At 68.0% G+C, this 16,651-nt stretch carries 14 protein-coding genes and 1 pseudogene; 11 read left to right on the forward strand and 4 right to left on the reverse strand.

The window, feature by feature from the left end:
* Window positions 1–79 precede the first annotated feature (79 nt).
* The 6 genes and pseudogenes from priS to G9C85_RS05240 all read left to right on the forward strand — a co-directional run bounded on the left by priS (window position 80) and on the right by G9C85_RS05240 (window position 4,702).
* The gene (priS, locus tag G9C85_RS05220) at window positions 80–1,255 is read left to right on the forward strand and encodes a DNA primase small subunit PriS (protein WP_166037584.1); all 1,176 of its coding nucleotides are present in this window, start codon (window positions 80–82) and stop codon (window positions 1,253–1,255) included.
* On the forward strand, window positions 1,252–2,289 hold the full coding sequence (locus tag G9C85_RS05225) for a hypothetical protein (protein WP_166037586.1): 1,038 nt from the start codon (window positions 1,252–1,254) through the stop codon (window positions 2,287–2,289). The genes priS and G9C85_RS05225 overlap by 4 nt, the downstream gene beginning before the upstream one ends.
* Before the next feature lie 150 nt (window positions 2,290–2,439).
* Window positions 2,440–2,904 (forward strand): thioredoxin-dependent thiol peroxidase, encoded by a 465-nt coding sequence (bcp, locus tag G9C85_RS05230; protein WP_166037588.1) that lies wholly within the window; start codon window positions 2,440–2,442, stop codon window positions 2,902–2,904.
* A gap of 54 nt (window positions 2,905–2,958) precedes the next feature.
* Entirely contained in the window at window positions 2,959–3,564 is a 606-nt protein-coding gene (locus G9C85_RS05235) for a DJ-1/PfpI family protein (RefSeq protein ID WP_166037590.1), read from the forward strand.
* 133 nt (window positions 3,565–3,697) lie between these two features.
* Window positions 3,698–3,862, forward strand: a pseudogene (locus G9C85_RS19330) (IS6 family transposase); the annotation flags it as partial.
* Window positions 3,863–4,072: 210 nt separating this feature from the next.
* Window positions 4,073–4,702: a methyltransferase domain-containing protein gene (locus G9C85_RS05240; RefSeq protein WP_166038949.1), complete on the forward strand. Its 630-nt coding sequence runs from the start codon at window positions 4,073–4,075 to the stop codon at window positions 4,700–4,702.
* Between the two features lie 598 nt (window positions 4,703–5,300).
* Here G9C85_RS05240 and G9C85_RS05245 read toward each other — a convergent pair.
* Window positions 5,301–7,568, reverse strand: coding sequence for a CDC48 family AAA ATPase (locus G9C85_RS05245; RefSeq protein WP_166037592.1), 2,268 nt, complete (start codon window positions 7,566–7,568; stop codon window positions 5,301–5,303).
* The gene (locus G9C85_RS05250) at window positions 7,565–7,804 is read right to left on the reverse strand and encodes an Hsp20/alpha crystallin family protein (protein ID WP_166037594.1); all 240 of its coding nucleotides are present in this window, start codon (window positions 7,802–7,804) and stop codon (window positions 7,565–7,567) included. The genes G9C85_RS05245 and G9C85_RS05250 overlap by 4 nt, the downstream gene beginning before the upstream one ends.
* 205 nt (window positions 7,805–8,009) lie before the next feature.
* On the opposite strand from G9C85_RS05250, the gene G9C85_RS05255 reads away from it, so the two are divergent.
* Window positions 8,010–8,798 carry an alpha/beta fold hydrolase gene (locus G9C85_RS05255; protein ID WP_166037597.1) on the forward strand — a complete coding sequence of 263 codons (789 nt, stop codon included), beginning with the start codon at window positions 8,010–8,012 and terminating at the stop codon, window positions 8,796–8,798.
* Between the two features lie 24 nt (window positions 8,799–8,822).
* Here G9C85_RS05255 and panB read toward each other — a convergent pair whose 3' ends face one another.
* Window positions 8,823–9,635, reverse strand: coding sequence for a 3-methyl-2-oxobutanoate hydroxymethyltransferase (panB, locus tag G9C85_RS05260; RefSeq protein WP_166037599.1), 813 nt, complete (start codon window positions 9,633–9,635; stop codon window positions 8,823–8,825).
* Between the two features lie 122 nt (window positions 9,636–9,757).
* Window positions 9,758–11,353 (reverse strand): CARDB domain-containing protein, encoded by a 1,596-nt coding sequence (locus G9C85_RS05265; protein WP_166037601.1) that lies wholly within the window; start codon window positions 11,351–11,353, stop codon window positions 9,758–9,760.
* 158 nt (window positions 11,354–11,511) lie between these two features.
* Here G9C85_RS05265 and G9C85_RS05270 point away from each other — a divergent pair, with 158 nt between their 5' ends.
* From G9C85_RS05270 to G9C85_RS05285, 4 genes are all read left to right on the forward strand, one after another.
* Entirely contained in the window at window positions 11,512–13,164 is a 1,653-nt protein-coding gene (locus tag G9C85_RS05270) for a tRNA uridine(34) 5-carboxymethylaminomethyl modification radical SAM/GNAT enzyme Elp3 (RefSeq protein WP_166037603.1), read from the forward strand.
* A 165-nt stretch (window positions 13,165–13,329) separates the two neighbouring features.
* Window positions 13,330–13,554 (forward strand): hypothetical protein, encoded by a 225-nt coding sequence (locus G9C85_RS05275; protein ID WP_166036126.1) that lies wholly within the window; start codon window positions 13,330–13,332, stop codon window positions 13,552–13,554.
* 144 nt (window positions 13,555–13,698) lie between these two features.
* Window positions 13,699–15,897 (forward strand): ribosome rescue protein RqcH, encoded by a 2,199-nt coding sequence (rqcH, locus tag G9C85_RS05280; protein WP_166037605.1) that lies wholly within the window; start codon window positions 13,699–13,701, stop codon window positions 15,895–15,897.
* A 142-nt stretch (window positions 15,898–16,039) separates the two neighbouring features.
* A complete protein-coding gene (locus G9C85_RS05285; RefSeq protein ID WP_166037608.1) occupies window positions 16,040–16,639 on the forward strand; it encodes a hypothetical protein in 600 nt (199 codons plus the stop codon).
* Window positions 16,640–16,651: the final 12 nt, after the last annotated feature.

A 16,651-nucleotide genomic window follows, 5' to 3' on the forward strand; every position in this document is an offset into this window, starting at 1 on the left:
GTCGGTCAAGAGCGCTTCGAAGTCCGCACCCGTCGGCGAACGGTGGGTTCTTGTCGGTACCACCTGTACGGTCTCTGAGATGGAAGAGCGCACGCGAGCGTACCTCCGGGGTCGCTTCGGCGACCACTACGGCCGCGCGTCGGTGTCGCCGCCGCCGGCCCCGAACGAGCGCGAGTGGGGGCACATCCCGTGGACGTCGGGGTCGGGGACGACGATGGTCCGCCATCGGTCGTGGCTCGACGTCGGCGACCTCGAGGGGTTCCTCGAACGCGAGCGCCCCCGGCACGTCTACTTCTCCGCCGGGACGTACGACGACCCCGGCGCGAGCTCGATGAGCCGGAAGGGCTGGCGGGGAGCGGACCTCGTGTTCGACCTCGACGCCGACCACCTCCCCGGCGTCGACCCCGACGAGACCACGTACGGCGAGATGCTCGCCGCGTGCAAGGGCGAACTGCTCGATCTCCTCTCGATACTGGAGACCGACTTCGGGTTCGAGGACCTCACCGTCGTGTTCTCGGGCGGCCGCGGCTACCACGTGCACGTCCGCGACGACGGCCTGCGCACGCTCGACCGCGGCGACCGTCGCGAGATCGTCGAGTACGTCCTCGCCGAAGACCTCGACCTGGACGCGCTCCTGGAGCGCGAACTCGTTGCGGGCATGGGCCTGGAGAACCCGACGGAGAAGCGCACGCTGTCGACGACCGGCGGGTGGGGGAAGCGCGTGCACGACAACCTCCTCGCGCTCGTCGACGACGTCCGCGCGCTCGACGAAGACGACGCGATGGAGCGACTCCAGTCCTACGACGGCATCGGCGAGGGCTCGGCGTCGAAGCTCGTGGACGTCTTCGAGCGGAACGACGACCAGATCCGTCACGGGAACGTCGAGGTCCACGGGCGATTCCTCACGCTCGCCCGCCAGGTCGCCGCGGAGACGTTCCGCGAGGAGTCCGCGCCGATCGACGAACCAGTGACGACGGACATCAATCGCTTGATCCGGCTCCCCGGGAGCCTCCACGGCGGCACCGGCCTGTCGGTCGAGCGCATCGAGCGCGACGAGGTCGCGGACTTCGACCCGCTCGTCGACGCCGTCCCGGAGACGTTCACGGGCGAGACGATCAACGTCGACGTGCACGACCCAGGTACCGTCGAGTTACTCGGCGATACATTTAGGTTGGAGGCGGGCGCACAGTCCGTACCGGAATACGTGGGCATCTTCGCGATGGCTCGCGGACGCGCCGAGAAAGCTCGAGAATGAACATCGACGAACTCCGCTCCGCGCAGAGCAAGGAACGACAGAAGTCCGACCTCCAGCAGCTGCGGGAGTCGTTCTACGGCGACGTCGCAGAGTACGTCGAGGAGCTGGAGGCCGAACGCGAGCGTGCCGCGGACGCGGCCGAGGACCCGTTCGGGTCGCCGGAGGTCCAGCAACTCACGAACGACATCGAGACGGCGAAGGACACGGCAGAGGCGATCTACGAGCGCCGGCTCGGGAAGATCGTCAAGAAGGCGAGTCTCGTGTCCGCGGAGATGGCGAACCCGAACGACGTGAACGGATTGACCGCCGAAGAGCAAGCGCTGTTCTCGGACCTCGTGGCGCGCATCGAGGAGAACAAGGCGCACATGCTTGACGTCATCGCGGGCGACGCGACGCCGGGCGCGCCGGCTGACGCGGGCGACGTTGGCGCGCCGGACGCGACGTCGGCGGCCGCGTCCGCGGACGCGGACCTGCACCCGGAAGCGGGCCTGGACGCGGATCCGGCCGCGGACGCGAGTTCGGATGCGGGCGCCGACGAGGATCCGAACGCGGGCGAGTCGGCGACCGACGACGACCTGCGGCGGTCGGAGGCGGCGGCGGTCGCGGGCGTGGACGACCCCGACGAGGACACGACCGAGGACACGACCGAGGGCGCGGACGAGTCGGCGACCGACGGCGTGTCGGCGGCCGACCTCATGGGCGGCGATACCGACGCGGACGCGGCCGACACAGCCACCGGCCGCGAGGGCGACGACGCGGCGACGGACGCGACCAGCGAGGGCGCGGTCGACGACGACGCCGGGGACGCGGCGGCCGATGCCGCAGGCGAAGCCGGGGCGTCGACGAGCGCGGGCGATGCGGCCGATGCGAGCGATGCGGGCGAGCGGGCGACGCTCCGGGTCACGGAGGACGTCGGCGAGATCTTCGGCGTCGACGAACGCGAGTACCGACTGAGCGCCGAGGACGTCGTCACGCTCCCCGAGGAGAATGCGGACGTCCTCGTCGCGCAGGACGCGGCCGAACGGCTCGACTGACGCGAGACGGACGAGCGGGACGAGCCGACCCGATTCCGCGGACGCTCGCGATCGGTTCCTGCCGTTTCGACGCCAGTTCTCGGCAGTTTCTGCTGGTTTCGACGGGTCGAGAGCGAAATCCACTTTTGCGCGCGCCGCTCGGGGACGGGTATGCTCGAACCAGGCGTGGACGCACCAGACTTCGAACTCCAGAACCAGGACGGCGACCCCATCGCGCTCTCTTCCTACGAGGGCCAGCGCGTCGTCGTGTACTTCTACCCACGCGCGAACACCGAAGGCTGCACGACTGAGGCCTGTAGCTTCCGGGATCGGTGGGACGAGTACGGCGAGCGCGACGTCGCCGTCCTCGGGATCAGCGACGACCCCGTCGACGACCTCGCGGACTTCGCCGGCGAGTACGACCTCCCGTTCGAACTCCTCTCGGACCCCGAGGGCGAAGTGAGCGTGCTCTACGACTCCTACGGCGAGAAGGAGATGTTCGGGAAGACGTTCGACGGCGTCTTCCGGAACACGTACGTCGTCGGCCCGGACGGCCGCGTCGAACTCGCGTACGAGGGCGTCGACCCCGAGGCGCACGCGGACGAGATCCTCGCTGACCTCGACGAGCTCGAATAGCGGAACCGTCTCGAATAGCGGAACCGATAGGAGGCGGGCGCACGTCGTCCCACTATGAACGCCGCCATCCTGCTGTTCGACGGGTTCGACGAACTGGACGCGGTCGGGCCGTTCGAGGTGTTCCAGAACGCCGCGAACGCGGGCGCGAGCCTCTCGACGACGCTCTGCACGCTCGAACCCGCCGAGCGCGTGACCGCGAGCCACGGCCTCCGCGTCGAGGTGGACGCGACGCTCGACGACGTCGACCCCGACCTACTCCTCGTGCCGGGTGGCGGCTGGACCGACCCGGACAGTCCGGGGGTGCGTCGCGAGCACGAGCGCGGCGCGATCCCCGACGCCATCGCCGCCGCTCACGAGCGTGGCGCGAGCGTCGCGAGCGTCTGTACCGGTGCGATGCTCCTCGCGGCCGCGGGCGTCCTCGACGGCCGACCGGCGGCCACGCACCACGACGCCGAGCGCGACCTCCGCGAGACGCGCGCGCTCGTCCAGCACGCGCGCGTCGTCGACGACGGCGACGTCCTCACGTGCGGCGGCGTCACCGCCGGCCTCGACCTCGCCGTCCACCTCGTCGACCGCGAGTTCGATAGCGACGTCGCCGACAAGGTGACGCGAGAGATGGAGTACGAACCGAGCAGCGACGTCCACTTCGGGCACGATTGAAATCGCACTGGCAGGCACGATGTCGGGACGGGAGAATCCGCGAGCGCCGGCACGGTCCAGTTGCGGGAGTTCGAGAAGCGAGCAGGCCGCAGAGAGTGCTGTCCACGACGCTCGGCTCGGAGAACGCGTAGACATCGAGAATCAAGGCGTTTGGGAGGACGAGCGCACGCCGACACCCGTACGCTGCTTCGCGGTTCGGCGTCACTCGATGGGACTGACGGTCCGTGAAGTCGCGGCCGTCCTGGACTGGTTTGGTGTCGCCGCCGTCATCGGGCGGTCTGGAACTGGAAAGAGACATCGGCCGACACATAGAGCGACCCGACGACGTTCACGAGAACGGAGTTCTTGTGCAGGCAACTAGAAGTCACCAACGTCTGGTGACGGCGGCGCCGTCGCGGGTCACGGTCGACGAGAAACGTATCGAGGCGACTCGGAAACGGGACGTACGACGCCCTTCGACGCGCAGAATCGGTACTTATAGTAGATGGCCGACAGAATCCGCGAGATGATGGGCGTCCTCGAAGACAAACGTAATGCTCGGTTCTTCTACAAGTACCTCTCGAACGTCTACGACCAGATCAACCGGATCAACTGGACCGAAGACATGCGGTCGGAAGCGCTGGGATGGCTGGAGTTCGGCGACGACGACGCGGTCCTCGACGTCGGCTGTGGGACCGGCTTCGGCACTGCTGGACTGGTAGAACACGCCGAGACCGTTCACGCGCTCGATCAGAGCGTTCACCAGATGGAGAAGGCCTTCGAGAAGTTCGGCAAGCAGGGGGAGGTCACGTTCCACGTGGGCGACGCCGAACGCCTCCCCTTCGCGAACGACACCTTCGATATCGTCTGGTCGTCCGGATCGATCGAGTACTGGCCGAACCCGGTTCAGGGGCTCGAAGAGATGCGCCGTGTCGCCAAACCGGGCGGCCAGGTACTCGTCGTCGGTCCCGACCGCCCGTCCAATCCGCTCCTCCGACGCGCCGCCGACGCGATCATGCTGTTCTACGACGAGGACGAGGCCGACCGCATGTTCAGGGAGGCTGGATTCGAGGAGTTCCACCACTCCATCCAGCGAGCGACGCCGCTGAGCCCGAGAGCGATCACGACCGTCGCACGCGTGCCCGACGAAGAGCACTGAACCGCCCGCTTGCGCCGGTACATCGAACCCGGGACGAAGCACGGTCGACGAGAACGCGCCTCGGCGTTCCCGCCATGCGTGTCGACGTTCCTCGACAGAACGAACCGTCGATCGATCACGCCCCGAGTTCTGACGTCCAGGCCCACGTTCGAACGGCTGGAGTTGTGGGTTAGAGACTCTGTTCGGCGTTTCTAACTGCAGCTCTGTGGGCGAGTTTTTGGAACAGTCCGTCCCAGATTTGTGCTCGACAGATCCTACCCAAACGACGGTGGAGCCCGAAAGACGCCACTTCGGAATTCGACCGGACGTGGTACGTCGTGTCGTAACTCCGATCGTCGTGTCCTGCGTCGAGCGGGTTGAACTCGCGGTACTCGATCACCGGCCTCCCGTCGATTTCTCGAAGTTCTCGCCGGAGATCGTCCCAGGCGTCTCCGTTGTCAGCGACGACTGTACTCGGACTCTCCCTATTTCTCGTGAGTACTTGCCAGCCGATCTACGTGTCGTTCGGTTGTTTCGTCAAACAAAGGTGATCGAGAATGAACGGCCGACGTGGCGGATCGTTGTGGGAGGAGTCGGCACGCGGCGACTCGACCCGGTCCTACTGGAACGTCCGGCTGGGCTCGGCCTCGGGCTCGGGTTCCTCGCGTCCGAAGCGTTCCTCGATCTCGTCGTAGCGTTCCTTGACCTCCTCCGTGACGCTCGCCTTCACCTCGTCGAGCGCGTGCTCGAAGTGCTCGCGGGTGATGCGGACGTTCCCGACGGACTCGTTCATCTCCTCGGGGTCGACGGAGTTCACGAACTCGCGGGTCGCGGCCATGCTCGCTTCGCGCGTCACGGCCTCGACGTCCGCGCCGACGTAGCCGTCGGTCTGCTCGGCGAGCCACGCCAGGTCGACGTCGTCCGCGAGCGGCTTGTTCCGCGTGTGCACCTCGAAGATCTTCTCGCGTGCCTCCGCGTCCGGCACCGGGACGTGGACGTGGCGGTCCAGGCGGCCGGGCCGCAGGAGCGCGTTGTCGATGAGGTCCGGGCGGTTCGTCGTCGCGATCACGACGACGTCCTCCAGGGCCTCCAGGCCGTCGAGCTCCGTGAGGAGCTGGGAAACGACGCGCTCGCCGACGCCGCTGTCACCGGTGCGCGAGCCGCGTTCCGTCGCGATCGAGTCGATCTCGTCGAAGAAGACGACGGTCGGTGCGTTCGCCCGCGCCTTCTCGAACACCTCGCGGACGCCCTTCTCGGACTCCCCGACGTACTTGTTGAGGAGCTCGGGGCCCTTGATCGAGATGAAGTTCGAGTTCGCCTCGTTCGCGACCGCCTTCGCGAGCAGGGTCTTCCCCGTGCCCGGCGGGCCGTACATGAGGACGCCCTTCGCGGCCTGCAGGTCCATCGACTCGAACACCTCGGGGTAGTCGAGCGGCCACTGGATCGTCTCCCGGAGGCGCTCCTTCGTGCCGGCGAGGCCGCCGACGTCCTCCCACGTGACGTCCGGCACCTCGACGAACACCTCCCGCATCGCACTCGGCTGGATGCCCTTCAGAGCGTCCTTGAAGTCCGATTCGGTGACCTTCAGCGCCTCCAGGACCTCCGCATCGATCTCCTCCTGCTCGAGGTCGAGCTCGGGGCGGATGCGGCGGAGCGCGTTCATCGCCGCCTCGCGACCCAGGCTCTCGAGGTCCGCGCCGACGAACCCGTGCGTGTTCTCGGCGTACTCGTCGAGGTCCACGCTGTCGCTCATCGGCATCCCGCGCGTGTGGACCTGCAGGATCTCCATGCGGCCGTCCTTGTCCGGGACGCCGATCTCGATCTCGCGGTCGAACCGGCCGCCGCGGCGCAGCGCCGGGTCGATCGCGTCCACGCGGTTCGTGGCAGCGATGACCGTCACCTGACCGCGTTCCTCGAGCCCGTCCATGAGCGAGAGGAGCTGGGCGACGACGCGGCGCTCCACGTCACCGCTCGCTTCGCCGCGACTGGACGCGATCGAGTCGAGCTCGTCGATGAAGATGATCGCGGGCGCGTTCTCCTCCGCGTCCTCGAACACCTCGCGGAGCTGCTCCTCGCTCTCGCCGTAGTACTTCGACATGATCTCCGGGCCGCTGATGGTCTGGAAGTGGGCGTCGATCTCGTTCGCGACGGCCTTCGCCATCAGCGTCTTCCCCGTGCCCGGCGGACCGTGCAAGAGGACGCCCTTCGGCGGCTCGATGCCGAGTTGCTTGAACAGCTCGGGGTGGCGCATCGGGAGTTCGATCATCTCCCGGACCTGGTCGAGTTCGTCGTCGAGCCCACCGATGTCCTCGTACGTCACGTTTGGCACGCCCTCGGCGCTGGCGCCACCGCCCTGTGCGCCCTGGATCTGCTCGGCGGGCTTCTCGCTGATCTGGACGTCCGTCGAGTCCGTGATGACCACGGTGCCCTCCGGGTCCGTGTTCGCGACCTTCAGGGGGACGGACTGCCCGCTGCCCGCCATCGGACCGAACGAGAGCGAGAACGGGATGGTCTGCCCGCTGGTGACGGCCTGCCCGCTGAGCTTGTCGCGCACGAGCGGGCCAATGTTCCCGCGGATGCGGAGGTTCTGGGGGAGCGCCACGGTGACGCTCTTTGCCGGCTTCACGTCGGCCTTCTCGACCTCGACGCGGTCGTCGATGCCGACGTCGGCCTCCTGGCGGAGTCGACCGTCGATGCGGACGACGCCCCGTCCCTGGTCCTCGGGATACCCGGGCCAGACGCGCGCCACGGCCTTGCCGTCGCTCTTGCCGGTGATGATGATGTAGTCGCCGTTCTCCAGGTCGAGCTCCTGCATGGACGACCGGTCGATGGCCGCGAGCCCGCGCCCGGCGTCCTTCTGCTTTAAGGGTTTGACCGTGAGTTTCATGCGTTGGCCTCCATCTCGATGGTTAGCACGCCATTTCTGATAAAGGCGCGCGTCGGCGTCGACGGGACGGCGAGTTCGACCTGTTCGTCCTCGGGCCCGACCACGATGACGGTGTCCTCGAGGACGTCGACGCTCCCGTCGGTGAGGTCGAGGTCGGCAGCGACGACGACCGCGTCGTCGTAGTCGTACCGCCGAGCGAATCTCGCGTCGTTCTCCGTGAACTGCTGAATATTCATCCTAACTACTAGTTAGTCACTATAGTATATAAATCTTTCTCCTACTAATCGCACGAGGGCGAATGGGTAGAGAGAGAAGAGTTGATTCGCAGTTCACACGACTTTTCCCGGCCGTCAGTGCCTCGACAGCGGCCCACCGAAATGCCGACGCCCGAACCCCGTCGGGGAACCGGGGTTTATGCCCGCTCCCGGAGAACCAACACGCATGCAGACCGTCTCCCACCAGGGCCGCGAGACAGCATACGAGGTCTTCGACCGCGGCGGCGACGGCGCTCCCGTCTGCCTGGTCCACGGCAGCGGCGGCACCCGCCGCGTCTGGAAGTCCCAGGCCCGCATCGCCGACGACCGCCCCGTCGTCGCCGTCGACCTCGCCGGACACGGCGACAGCCCCGACGTCGACGCGTCCCCCGGCTACGAGACGCTCTCGGCGTACGCCGACGACGTCGTCGCCGTCGCGAACGCGACCGACGCACGCGTCCTCTGCGGGAACTCCCTGGGCGGCGCGGTCGTCCTCCACTGCCTGCTCGAACGCACCGACGAACTCGCCGTCGACGGCGCCGTATACGCCGGCACGGGCGCGAAACTCGCCGTCCTCAGCGACCTCCGTGACTGGTTCGCGAACGACTTCGAGCGCGCCGTCGACTGGCTGCACCAACCAGGTCGACTCTTCGAGGACCCCGACGAGCGCCTCGTCGAGGTCTCCCGGGACGCGATGACCGACACCGGACAGGCGGTCGTCGAACGCGACTTCCTCACCGCGCACACGTTCGACGTCCGCGACCAGCTCGGCGACATCGAGACGCCCGGCCGCGCCATCGTCGGCGAACACGACGCGCTCACGCCCCCGCGGTACCACGACTACCTCGCGAGCGAACTCCCAGACTGCGACGTCGCGGTCGTCGAAGAAGCCGCACACCTCGCGATGCTCGAACGCCCCCGTGGGTTCAACGCCGCACTCGCGGACTTCTGCGATCGCGTCGACGAGAACGAGTAAGTCCAGCGACCGGCAGGTTCGCGCTCAGTACAGGTCGTCCAGTTCCTCGACGCCCTCGCTGTGCTCCGCCGCCGGGAACTCCCCGGACTCCACGGCGTCCGCGTACGCCTCGATGGCGTCCGCCATCGCCTCGCGGACGTCCCCGAACTCCTCCACGAACGACGGCGTCCAGTCGCTGAGACCCACGGCGTCGTCCACCACCAGCACCTGCCCGTCGCAGTGCGGGCCCGCACCGATCCCGATCGTCGGAATCTCGATCGCCTCGGTGATCCGCGACGCCAGCGACGCCGGCACGCGCTCCAGCACGAGCGAGAACGCGCCCGCGTCCTCGTGCGCTCGGGCGAGCTCGACCATCCGGTCCGCCGCTTCCTCGCTCGTCCCCTGGAGCGCGTACCCCTGCTGGTTCACGGACTGCGGCGTCAACCCGAGGTGCGCCATCACGGGGATGCCGAGCCGACTCAGTTGCTCGGTGAGGTCGACCGTGTGCTCGCCTGACTCCAACTTCACGGCGTGCGCGCCCGACTCCTTCAGCATCCGCCCGGCGTTCTCGATGCTCTCCGACTCGTCCGCGCCGTAGGAGAGGAACGGCATGTCCGCGACGACGAGCGCGTCCTCCGCACCGCGCGCGACCGCGGCCGTGTGGTCCGCCATCTGGTCCACGGTCACGGGGAGCGTCGTCTCGTGCCCGTGCTGGGTGTTCCCGACGCTATCACCGACGAGGATCACGTCCACGCCCTGCTCGTCGACGAGGGTCGCCGTCACGGCGTCGTACGCCGTCAGCATCGTGATCGGCTCTTCCCCTGCCTTCTGGAGGACGTCCCGGACGGTCGTTCGCATACGAGCGCGTAGTTCGTGCGTCACTATACCGCTACTGGAATCGGCACACGAACGCACCGGACTAAATGGCTCGCCTCGGCGGTCAGTCGCTCGACTCGTCCCGCTCCGTGGACCGTGGACGGTCAGTCGCTCGACTCGCCCCGCCCCGTGGACCGTCGACGGTCGAGTCCGGCGGCGACGACGATCGCGCTGACGAGCGCGAGTTCGACCGTCGCGACGAGCGCCGCCCACACCGGGAACGCGCCCCCGCTACCGCCGTCGTCGCGCTGCTCTGCTGGGGGGTCGCCGCGAGCCTCGGCGCCGAGTGCAGCACTCACCGACAGCCGCCCCGCGGGAACGCCGTCGACCGCGACGTCGCCCTCGACCGCCTCGAACGGCACGACGACGCGTGTGCGCTCGCCGGGCGCGAGCACGACCGTCCGTCGGGCGACGACGGCGCCGTCGACCGTCACCGCAACCGCGCGCCTGACGACGCGATCCGTCGGGTTCGAGACCTCCGCGGACACTGCCGTCTCGCGTCCGGCCTGCACCCAGTCCGCGCGAACCGTCGCCGCCGACACCGACACCGGGCCGGACTCCGCGCTCGTCGCTCGGTCGGCTGCCTCGACCGATACCGTCCCCGCACGGTGTGAGTTCACCGCGACCGCGTGCGGTCCGAGGTCCGAGAGCGACAGCCGGAACCGGACCGTCGTGCGTTCGCCCGCCGCCAGCGACACCTCGTGCGTCCGCCGGACCGTGCCGTCGACGACGAGCGTCGCCGCGAACTCGCCGGCGCCGTCGCCGCGGTTCGCGACGGTCGCCGACACGAGGAGCGTCTCGCTCGGCCGGACCGCAGACATCGACGTCCGCGCGTTCCGCACGTAGAACACCGCCTGCGGAGCGTCGGTCGTCGTGACCGGCACCCCGACCGTGTCCGGTACCGTCACCCCCTCCCAGGCGTCCGAGTCCTCCTCACCGCCCGAGGAGTCCGCCGACGCCGTCGTACTCGCCGCAGTCGTCCGCGGTTCGGTCGACGGCGGCCGCGTCGTCGACTCCGTCGGCTCAGCGGTCGTGGGCGGAGCGGCCGTCTCCGTCGGCTCAGCGGTCGTGGGCGGAGCGGCCGTCTCCGTCGGCTCAGCGGTCGTCGGAGCGGTCGTCTCCGTCGGCTCAGCGGTCGTCGGAGCGGTCGTCTCCGTCGGCTCAGCGGTCGTCGGAGCGGTCGTTTCCGTCCGTTCCGCGGTCGTCGGTACCATCGTCTCCGTCGGCTCCGGGACCGTCGTTCTCTCGTCTTCGCACTCGTCGTCGCCCCACCAGCTGTCGTCACCGCACTCGTCATCGTCTTCGTCGTTCTCGTCGTCGTCGCCCCACCAGCCATCGTTCTCGTCCTCGTCGTTCTCGTTCTCGTCTTCGTCGTTTTCGTCCTCGTCTTCGTCGTTTTCGTCGTTCTCGTCGTCGTCGCCCCACCAGCCATCGTTCTCGTCGTCCTCGTCGTCCTCGTCTTCCTCGTCGTCGCAGTCCTCGTCGTCGTCGCCCCACCAGCCGTCGCCCTCGTCGTCTTCGTCGTCTTCGTCGTCTTCGTCGCAGTCCGGTGACGGCGCTGCGTCGCCGGTGGCGTCCGTCACTGGCGCGGGCGAGCCGTCGGCCACGGCACCCGCGCCGACGGCGACTGTCGCGACGGCGAGCACCGCGACCGTCGCGAGCACGACGGCGGCGACACGCGTCGAATCGTCGCTGGTCATGGCCGTTCCACGACCAGTACCGAGTTTGTTATGCGGAGGTGACGGGCGATAACCGATTCATACCGTCTCGCGGACGACGTGCTGGCGAACGCCCACGCACGCGCCGGGGTCGCCCGTAGACGACACGCTTAACCGCGTCTCGGAACGACGTTACGGCGATGAGCGAAGCGTCGGACCCGACCGAGACCGAAGCGTTCCGGGCGGTCTGCGAGACCCTCGTCGACCGCATCCTCGCCGGCGAACTGGAACGCGACGACGTCGAGTCCGCGAAACTACGGGCGTGCTCGGAGCACTCCGCGCCGAAGGTCCCGAAGAACTCCGAGATACTCGACCACGCACCCCAGGAGCGCCGCGAGGAACTCGAGGGCGTCCTGATGCGCAAGCCCGTGCGGACCGCCAGCGGCGTGTCGCCGGTCGCGATCATGACGAGCCCGCACATGTGCCCGCACGGAAAGTGTCTCTACTGTCCGGGCGGGCCCGCGAGCGAGTTCTCGTCGTCGCAGTCCTACACCGGCCACGAACCCGCCGCAGCGCGCGGCGAACAGAACGACTACGACCCCTACGGCCAGGTGACGCTGCGGCTGAACCAGCTGCGGGAGATCGGGCATCCCGTCGACAAGGTCGAGCTGATACTCATGGGTGGGACGATGACCGCGCGGAGTCACGACTACCAGGAGTGGTTCGTCAAGCGCGCGCTCGAAGCGATGAACGACTTCGACGCCGACAGCGAACCGAACCCCGCCGAGGGCGAGAGCTTCGCGGAGACCGACCCCGATTTCTCGTACCTCGAGGACGTGATCGCCGCGAACGAGACCGGAGACGTGCGCTGCATCGGGACGACGTTCGAGACGAAACCCGACTGGTGCGACCCCGAGCAGATCGACCGCATGCTCGACCTCGGCGGGACGAAGGTCGAGGTGGGCGTGCAGACGACGTTCGAGCGCATCAACCGCGAGATGCACCGCGGCCATGGCGTCCAGGCGAGCATCGACGCGAACCGACGGCTCCGCGACGCCGGGTTCAAGGTCGGCTTCCACATGATGCCCGGCCAGCCCGGGATGAGCCAGGAGATGTGCCTGGAGGACTTCCGGCGGATCTTCGAGCGCGAGCAGTGGAAGCCGGACTACCTCAAGATCTACCCGACGCTCGTCGTGCGTGGCACGCGCATCTACGACCAGTGGCGGCGCGGCGACTACGACCCGCTCGGGAACGAGGACGCCGCTGAGTTGGTCGCCGAGATAATGTCCCAGATTCCGCGGTACACCAGACTCCAGCGCGTGCAGCGGGACATCCCCGCGGACTTCATCGACGCGGGCGTCTGGAAGTCGAACCTCCGCCAGCTCGCGTGGGACGTGATGGACGAGCACGGGTGGACCTGCGAGTGCATCCGCTGCCGCGAAGTCGGGATGAACGACGAGGACCCGGAGACCGTCGAGCTCGACACCATCGAGTACCAGGCCGCGGGCGGCACGGAGCAGTTCATCAGCTTCGAGGACTTCGAGCAGGACCTCCTCGTGGGGTTCTGTCGCCTCCGGTACCCGAACGACCCCGTGCGGCGCGAGCTCCAGAACGCCGCGATCGTCCGCGAACTCCACGTGTACGGGAACCAGGTCGGCGTCGGCGACGACGGCGAGGACGCGGACGTCCAGCACCGCGGGTACGGCCGGCGACTCCTCGCCGAAGCCGAGGACCGGGCGCGAGACGCCGGGTTCGACAAGCTATCGGTCATCTCCGGCATCGGCGTCCGCGAGTACTACCGGGAGAAGCTCGGCTACCACCAGGACGGCCCGTACGTCTCCAAGTACCTGTAGAACCAACGCTCTGGGCCCCGGAGCTACCCGGAGCGCCACGGTTGACGTCCAATCGAGGCGGTCGGTTACGATGGCGCCACGACGCAGGCGTCACTCATCGATGGCGTTGTGAGGAAGTGAATCAACACGCTGCTTATCTCTCCAACTCTGTTTTAGGGTAGTAACGTGTCTGACCCTGGCCTGAACGACGGCGACCGCGAGCGCATCGCTGAGTTCCTCTCGAAACCAGCGTACGAGCGCGACGTCGACGATCTGGTTCCGGCAGACGACCCGGACGAGGCCGAGGACGCGAGCGACGGGGATAGCGACGACGGCGGGCCGGCGCGGGACCTGAACGCACCGGACGGGCGACTATCGGAATCGGGCGCCGACGGGACCGGAGACGAGTAGGGCACTCGCGTCACGGACTCGCCGTGGTGAGTCGGGCGCGACTCGCAATAGCGACTCGATCGCGCTAACCGGGACCGAGACGCTGCGGCGGTCGCCGGCCCCGACAACGGAACGTCTTTCCGCGAGCCACCGGTACGCGCCGGTATGGACGCGAAACGCGAGCTCTCCAGCGTCGACCTCGCCGCGCTCGTCTCCGAGTTCGGAGCGTACGAGGGCGCGAAGGTCGACAAGGCCTACCTCTACGGCGACGATCTGCTGCGACTGAAGATGCGGGACTTCGACCGTGGCCGGGTCGAACTCATCATCGAGGTCGGTGACGTCAAGCGCGCGCACGCCGCGGACCCCGAGCACGTCCCCGACGCACCGGGGCGGCCGCCGAACTTCGCGATGATGCTCCGCAACAGGCTGTCCGGTGCGGACTTCGCGGGCGTCGAGCAGTTCGAGTTCGACCGCATCCTCGAGTTCCGGTTCGAGCGCGAGGACCAGGATACGATCATCGTCGCCGAGCTGTTCGGGCAGGGGAATATCGCGGTCTGCGACGAGACGTACGAGGTCGTCGACTCCCTGAGCACCGTCCGCCTCAAATCGCGGACGGTCGCGCCGGGGTCGACCTACGAGTTCCCGGAGTCGCGCATCAATCCGCTCGCGATCGAGTTCGAGCCGTTCGTCGCGAAGATGAACGACTCGACGACGGACGTCGTCCGCACGCTCGCGACCCAGCTCAACCTCGGCGGGCTGTGGGCGGAGGAGATCTGTAGTCGCGCGGGCGTCGAGAAGACGATGGACGTCGCGGACGCGACCGAGGACGACTACCGGCTCGTGTACGACGCGCTCGACCGGCTCCGCGAGGACGTCGCGGACGCGACCGTCGACCCGCGGCTCTACCGGACCGACCCGGACGCGGACGGTGACGGCGCGGGCGGCGCGGGCGGCGCGGACGGGAAGGGTCGAGTGGTCGACGTGACGCCGTTCCCGCTCGAGGAGCGCGACGAGTACGTCGCGGAGGCGTTCGACACGTTCACCGACGCGGTCGACCAGTACTTCTACGAGTTCGACCGCAGCCAGGACGACGAGGGGAGCGACGGGGAACCGGGCGGGGACGACGCGCCGGACTTCGAGAGCGAGATCGCGAAGTACGAGCGGATCATCGAACAGCAGGAGGGCGCGATCGAGGGGTTCGAGGAAGATGCCGAGGCGTACCGCGAGCAGGCCGAGTCGCTGTACGCGAACTACGGCCTCGTCGACGACGTCCTCGGGACCGTCCGATCGGCGCGCGAGGACGACGTGCCGTGGGACGCGATCGCGGAGCGGTTCGAGGAGGGCGCCGAGCAGGGCATCGCGGCCGCGGAGGCGGTCGTGGGTGTCGACGGGAGCGAGGGGACGGTGACGCTCCGACTCGACGACCACGACGTGACCGTGCAGGTCCGCGAGGGCGTCGAGCACAACGCGGACCGGCTCTACCAGGAGGCAAAGCGCGTCGAGGAGAAGAAGGAGGGCGCGCTCGCGGCGATCGAGGACACGCGAGAGGACCTCGAGGACGTCGAGGAACGCAAGCGCGAGTACGAGCGCCGACAGGAGGAAGGCGGCGAGGACGGTGACGGCGACGGTGCCGACGACGGCGACGGCGAGGACGCGGACGGCGAGGGCGACCACGACTGGCTGTCGGACCCGTCGATTCCGGTCCGCCAGCAAGAACAGTGGTACGAGCGATTCCGGTGGTTCCACACGACGGACGGCTACCTCGTCATCGGCGGTCGGAACGCCGACCAGAACGAGGAACTCGTGAAGAAGTACCTCGAGGCCGGCGACAAGGTGTTCCACTCGCAGGCCCACGGCGGCCCCGTCACGATACTGAAGGCGACGGACCCGAGCGAGAAGGCGAGGGACGTCGACTTCTCCGAGGCGACCCTGGAGCAGGCGGCGCAGTTCGCGGTGACGTACTCGTCGGTCTGGAAGAACGGCGTGTACGCGGGCGACGTCTACATGGTCGACGGCGACCAGGTGTCGAAGACGCCCGAGTCCGGCGAGTACCTGGAGAAGGGCGGGTTCGCGGTCCGGGGCGACCGAACGTACTTCCGGGACACCCCCGTCGGCTGTGCGGTCGGCATCCAGTGCGAGCCGTCGACGCGCGTCGTCGGCGGGCCGCCGGCGGCGACCGCGGAACGCACGGAGACGATGATCGAGGTCGAACCCGGGAAGTTCGCGCAGGGCGACGCCGCGAAGCGCATCTACCGCGAGTTCCGCGAGCGGTTCGCGGACACGTCGTTCGTGCGGAAGGTCGCGAGCCCTGACCGAATCCAGCACTTCATGCCGCCCGGCGGCAGCCGCATCAAGGAGGACTGACGGGAACCGAAGCGGGACGACGGTGGACGTGCGACGGCCGCGGTGAGTTCGTCCTCGCGCTGGTAGCGCTCGCTAGCATCGCCGCGGCAACCACTTTTTTGTGTGATACCTTTGAGTTGTTCGACACGATGAGGGGTGTTCGATGTCGCTGACGAACGCACGCAGACCAGCGAATACGCGCGAGCGGTACCGCTTGATGGCCGACGCGGCGTCCCGACCGTTCGCGGTCGGTGCCGTCGCCGTTCCACTCGTCCTCCCCGTCCTCGGGTATCTCTCGAGCGACGTCCGAATCATGTTCACCGTCCATCTCTTCCTCGGGGCATTCTGGTTCGGTACTGCGGTGCTCGGGGCAGTCGTGCTCGGTCCCGTCATGGGCGGACTCTCCGAGGGAGCGAACGTCGAATTCGCCGAAGGGTTCGTCCCGAAGATGAATCTGCTCATGGAACCGGTCTCGGTCGGCGCGGTCGGTTCCGGGATCGGGCTCGCCAGCATGATGGGGCTCTTGACGTCTCCGACACCGTCACTGTGGGGGGCGCTCGCCATCGCAGTCGCGCTCCTCGTGCTCGGGTTCGGTCCGCTCCACAAGTTCACGGCCGGGATGTTCGACGAGATCGCCGCCGACGAGACCGACCACGAGCGACTTGCCTCGCTGAACGAGAAGTACGGCATGTTGAGTCTGGTCGAACTCGTCCTCATGGTCACCATCGTCGCACTGATGTCTGGCATTCGATGGGGATTCTAGCGCACAAATTGG

It is taken from the genome of Halorubellus sp. JP-L1 (assembly GCF_011440375.1).
In the GTDB taxonomy this organism is placed as follows: Archaea; Halobacteriota; Halobacteria; order Halobacteriales; family Natrialbaceae; genus Halorubellus.

Coding starts and splice junctions, on each gene's coding strand:
- G9C85_RS05225 (WP_166037586.1), top strand. CDS start 1,252: ATGAACATCGACGAACTCCGCTCCGCGCAGAGCAAGGAACGACAGAAG.
- bcp (WP_166037588.1), top strand. CDS start 2,440: ATGCTCGAACCAGGCGTGGACGCACCAGACTTCGAACTCCAGAACCAG.
- G9C85_RS05285 (WP_166037608.1), top strand. CDS start 16,040: ATGTCGCTGACGAACGCACGCAGACCAGCGAATACGCGCGAGCGGTAC.
- G9C85_RS05250 (WP_166037594.1), bottom strand. CDS start 7,804: ATGAATATTCAGCAGTTCACGGAGAACGACGCGAGATTCGCTCGGCGG.
- G9C85_RS05255 (WP_166037597.1), top strand. CDS start 8,010: ATGCAGACCGTCTCCCACCAGGGCCGCGAGACAGCATACGAGGTCTTC.
- G9C85_RS05240 (WP_166038949.1), top strand. CDS start 4,073: ATGGGCGTCCTCGAAGACAAACGTAATGCTCGGTTCTTCTACAAGTAC.
- rqcH (WP_166037605.1), top strand. CDS start 13,699: ATGGACGCGAAACGCGAGCTCTCCAGCGTCGACCTCGCCGCGCTCGTC.
- priS (WP_166037584.1), top strand. CDS start 80: ATGGAAGAGCGCACGCGAGCGTACCTCCGGGGTCGCTTCGGCGACCAC.
- G9C85_RS05270 (WP_166037603.1), top strand. CDS start 11,512: ATGAGCGAAGCGTCGGACCCGACCGAGACCGAAGCGTTCCGGGCGGTC.
- G9C85_RS05245 (WP_166037592.1), bottom strand. CDS start 7,568: ATGAAACTCACGGTCAAACCCTTAAAGCAGAAGGACGCCGGGCGCGGG.
- G9C85_RS05265 (WP_166037601.1), bottom strand. CDS start 11,353: ATGACCAGCGACGATTCGACGCGTGTCGCCGCCGTCGTGCTCGCGACG.
- panB (WP_166037599.1), bottom strand. CDS start 9,635: ATGCGAACGACCGTCCGGGACGTCCTCCAGAAGGCAGGGGAAGAGCCG.
- G9C85_RS05235 (WP_166037590.1), top strand. CDS start 2,959: ATGAACGCCGCCATCCTGCTGTTCGACGGGTTCGACGAACTGGACGCG.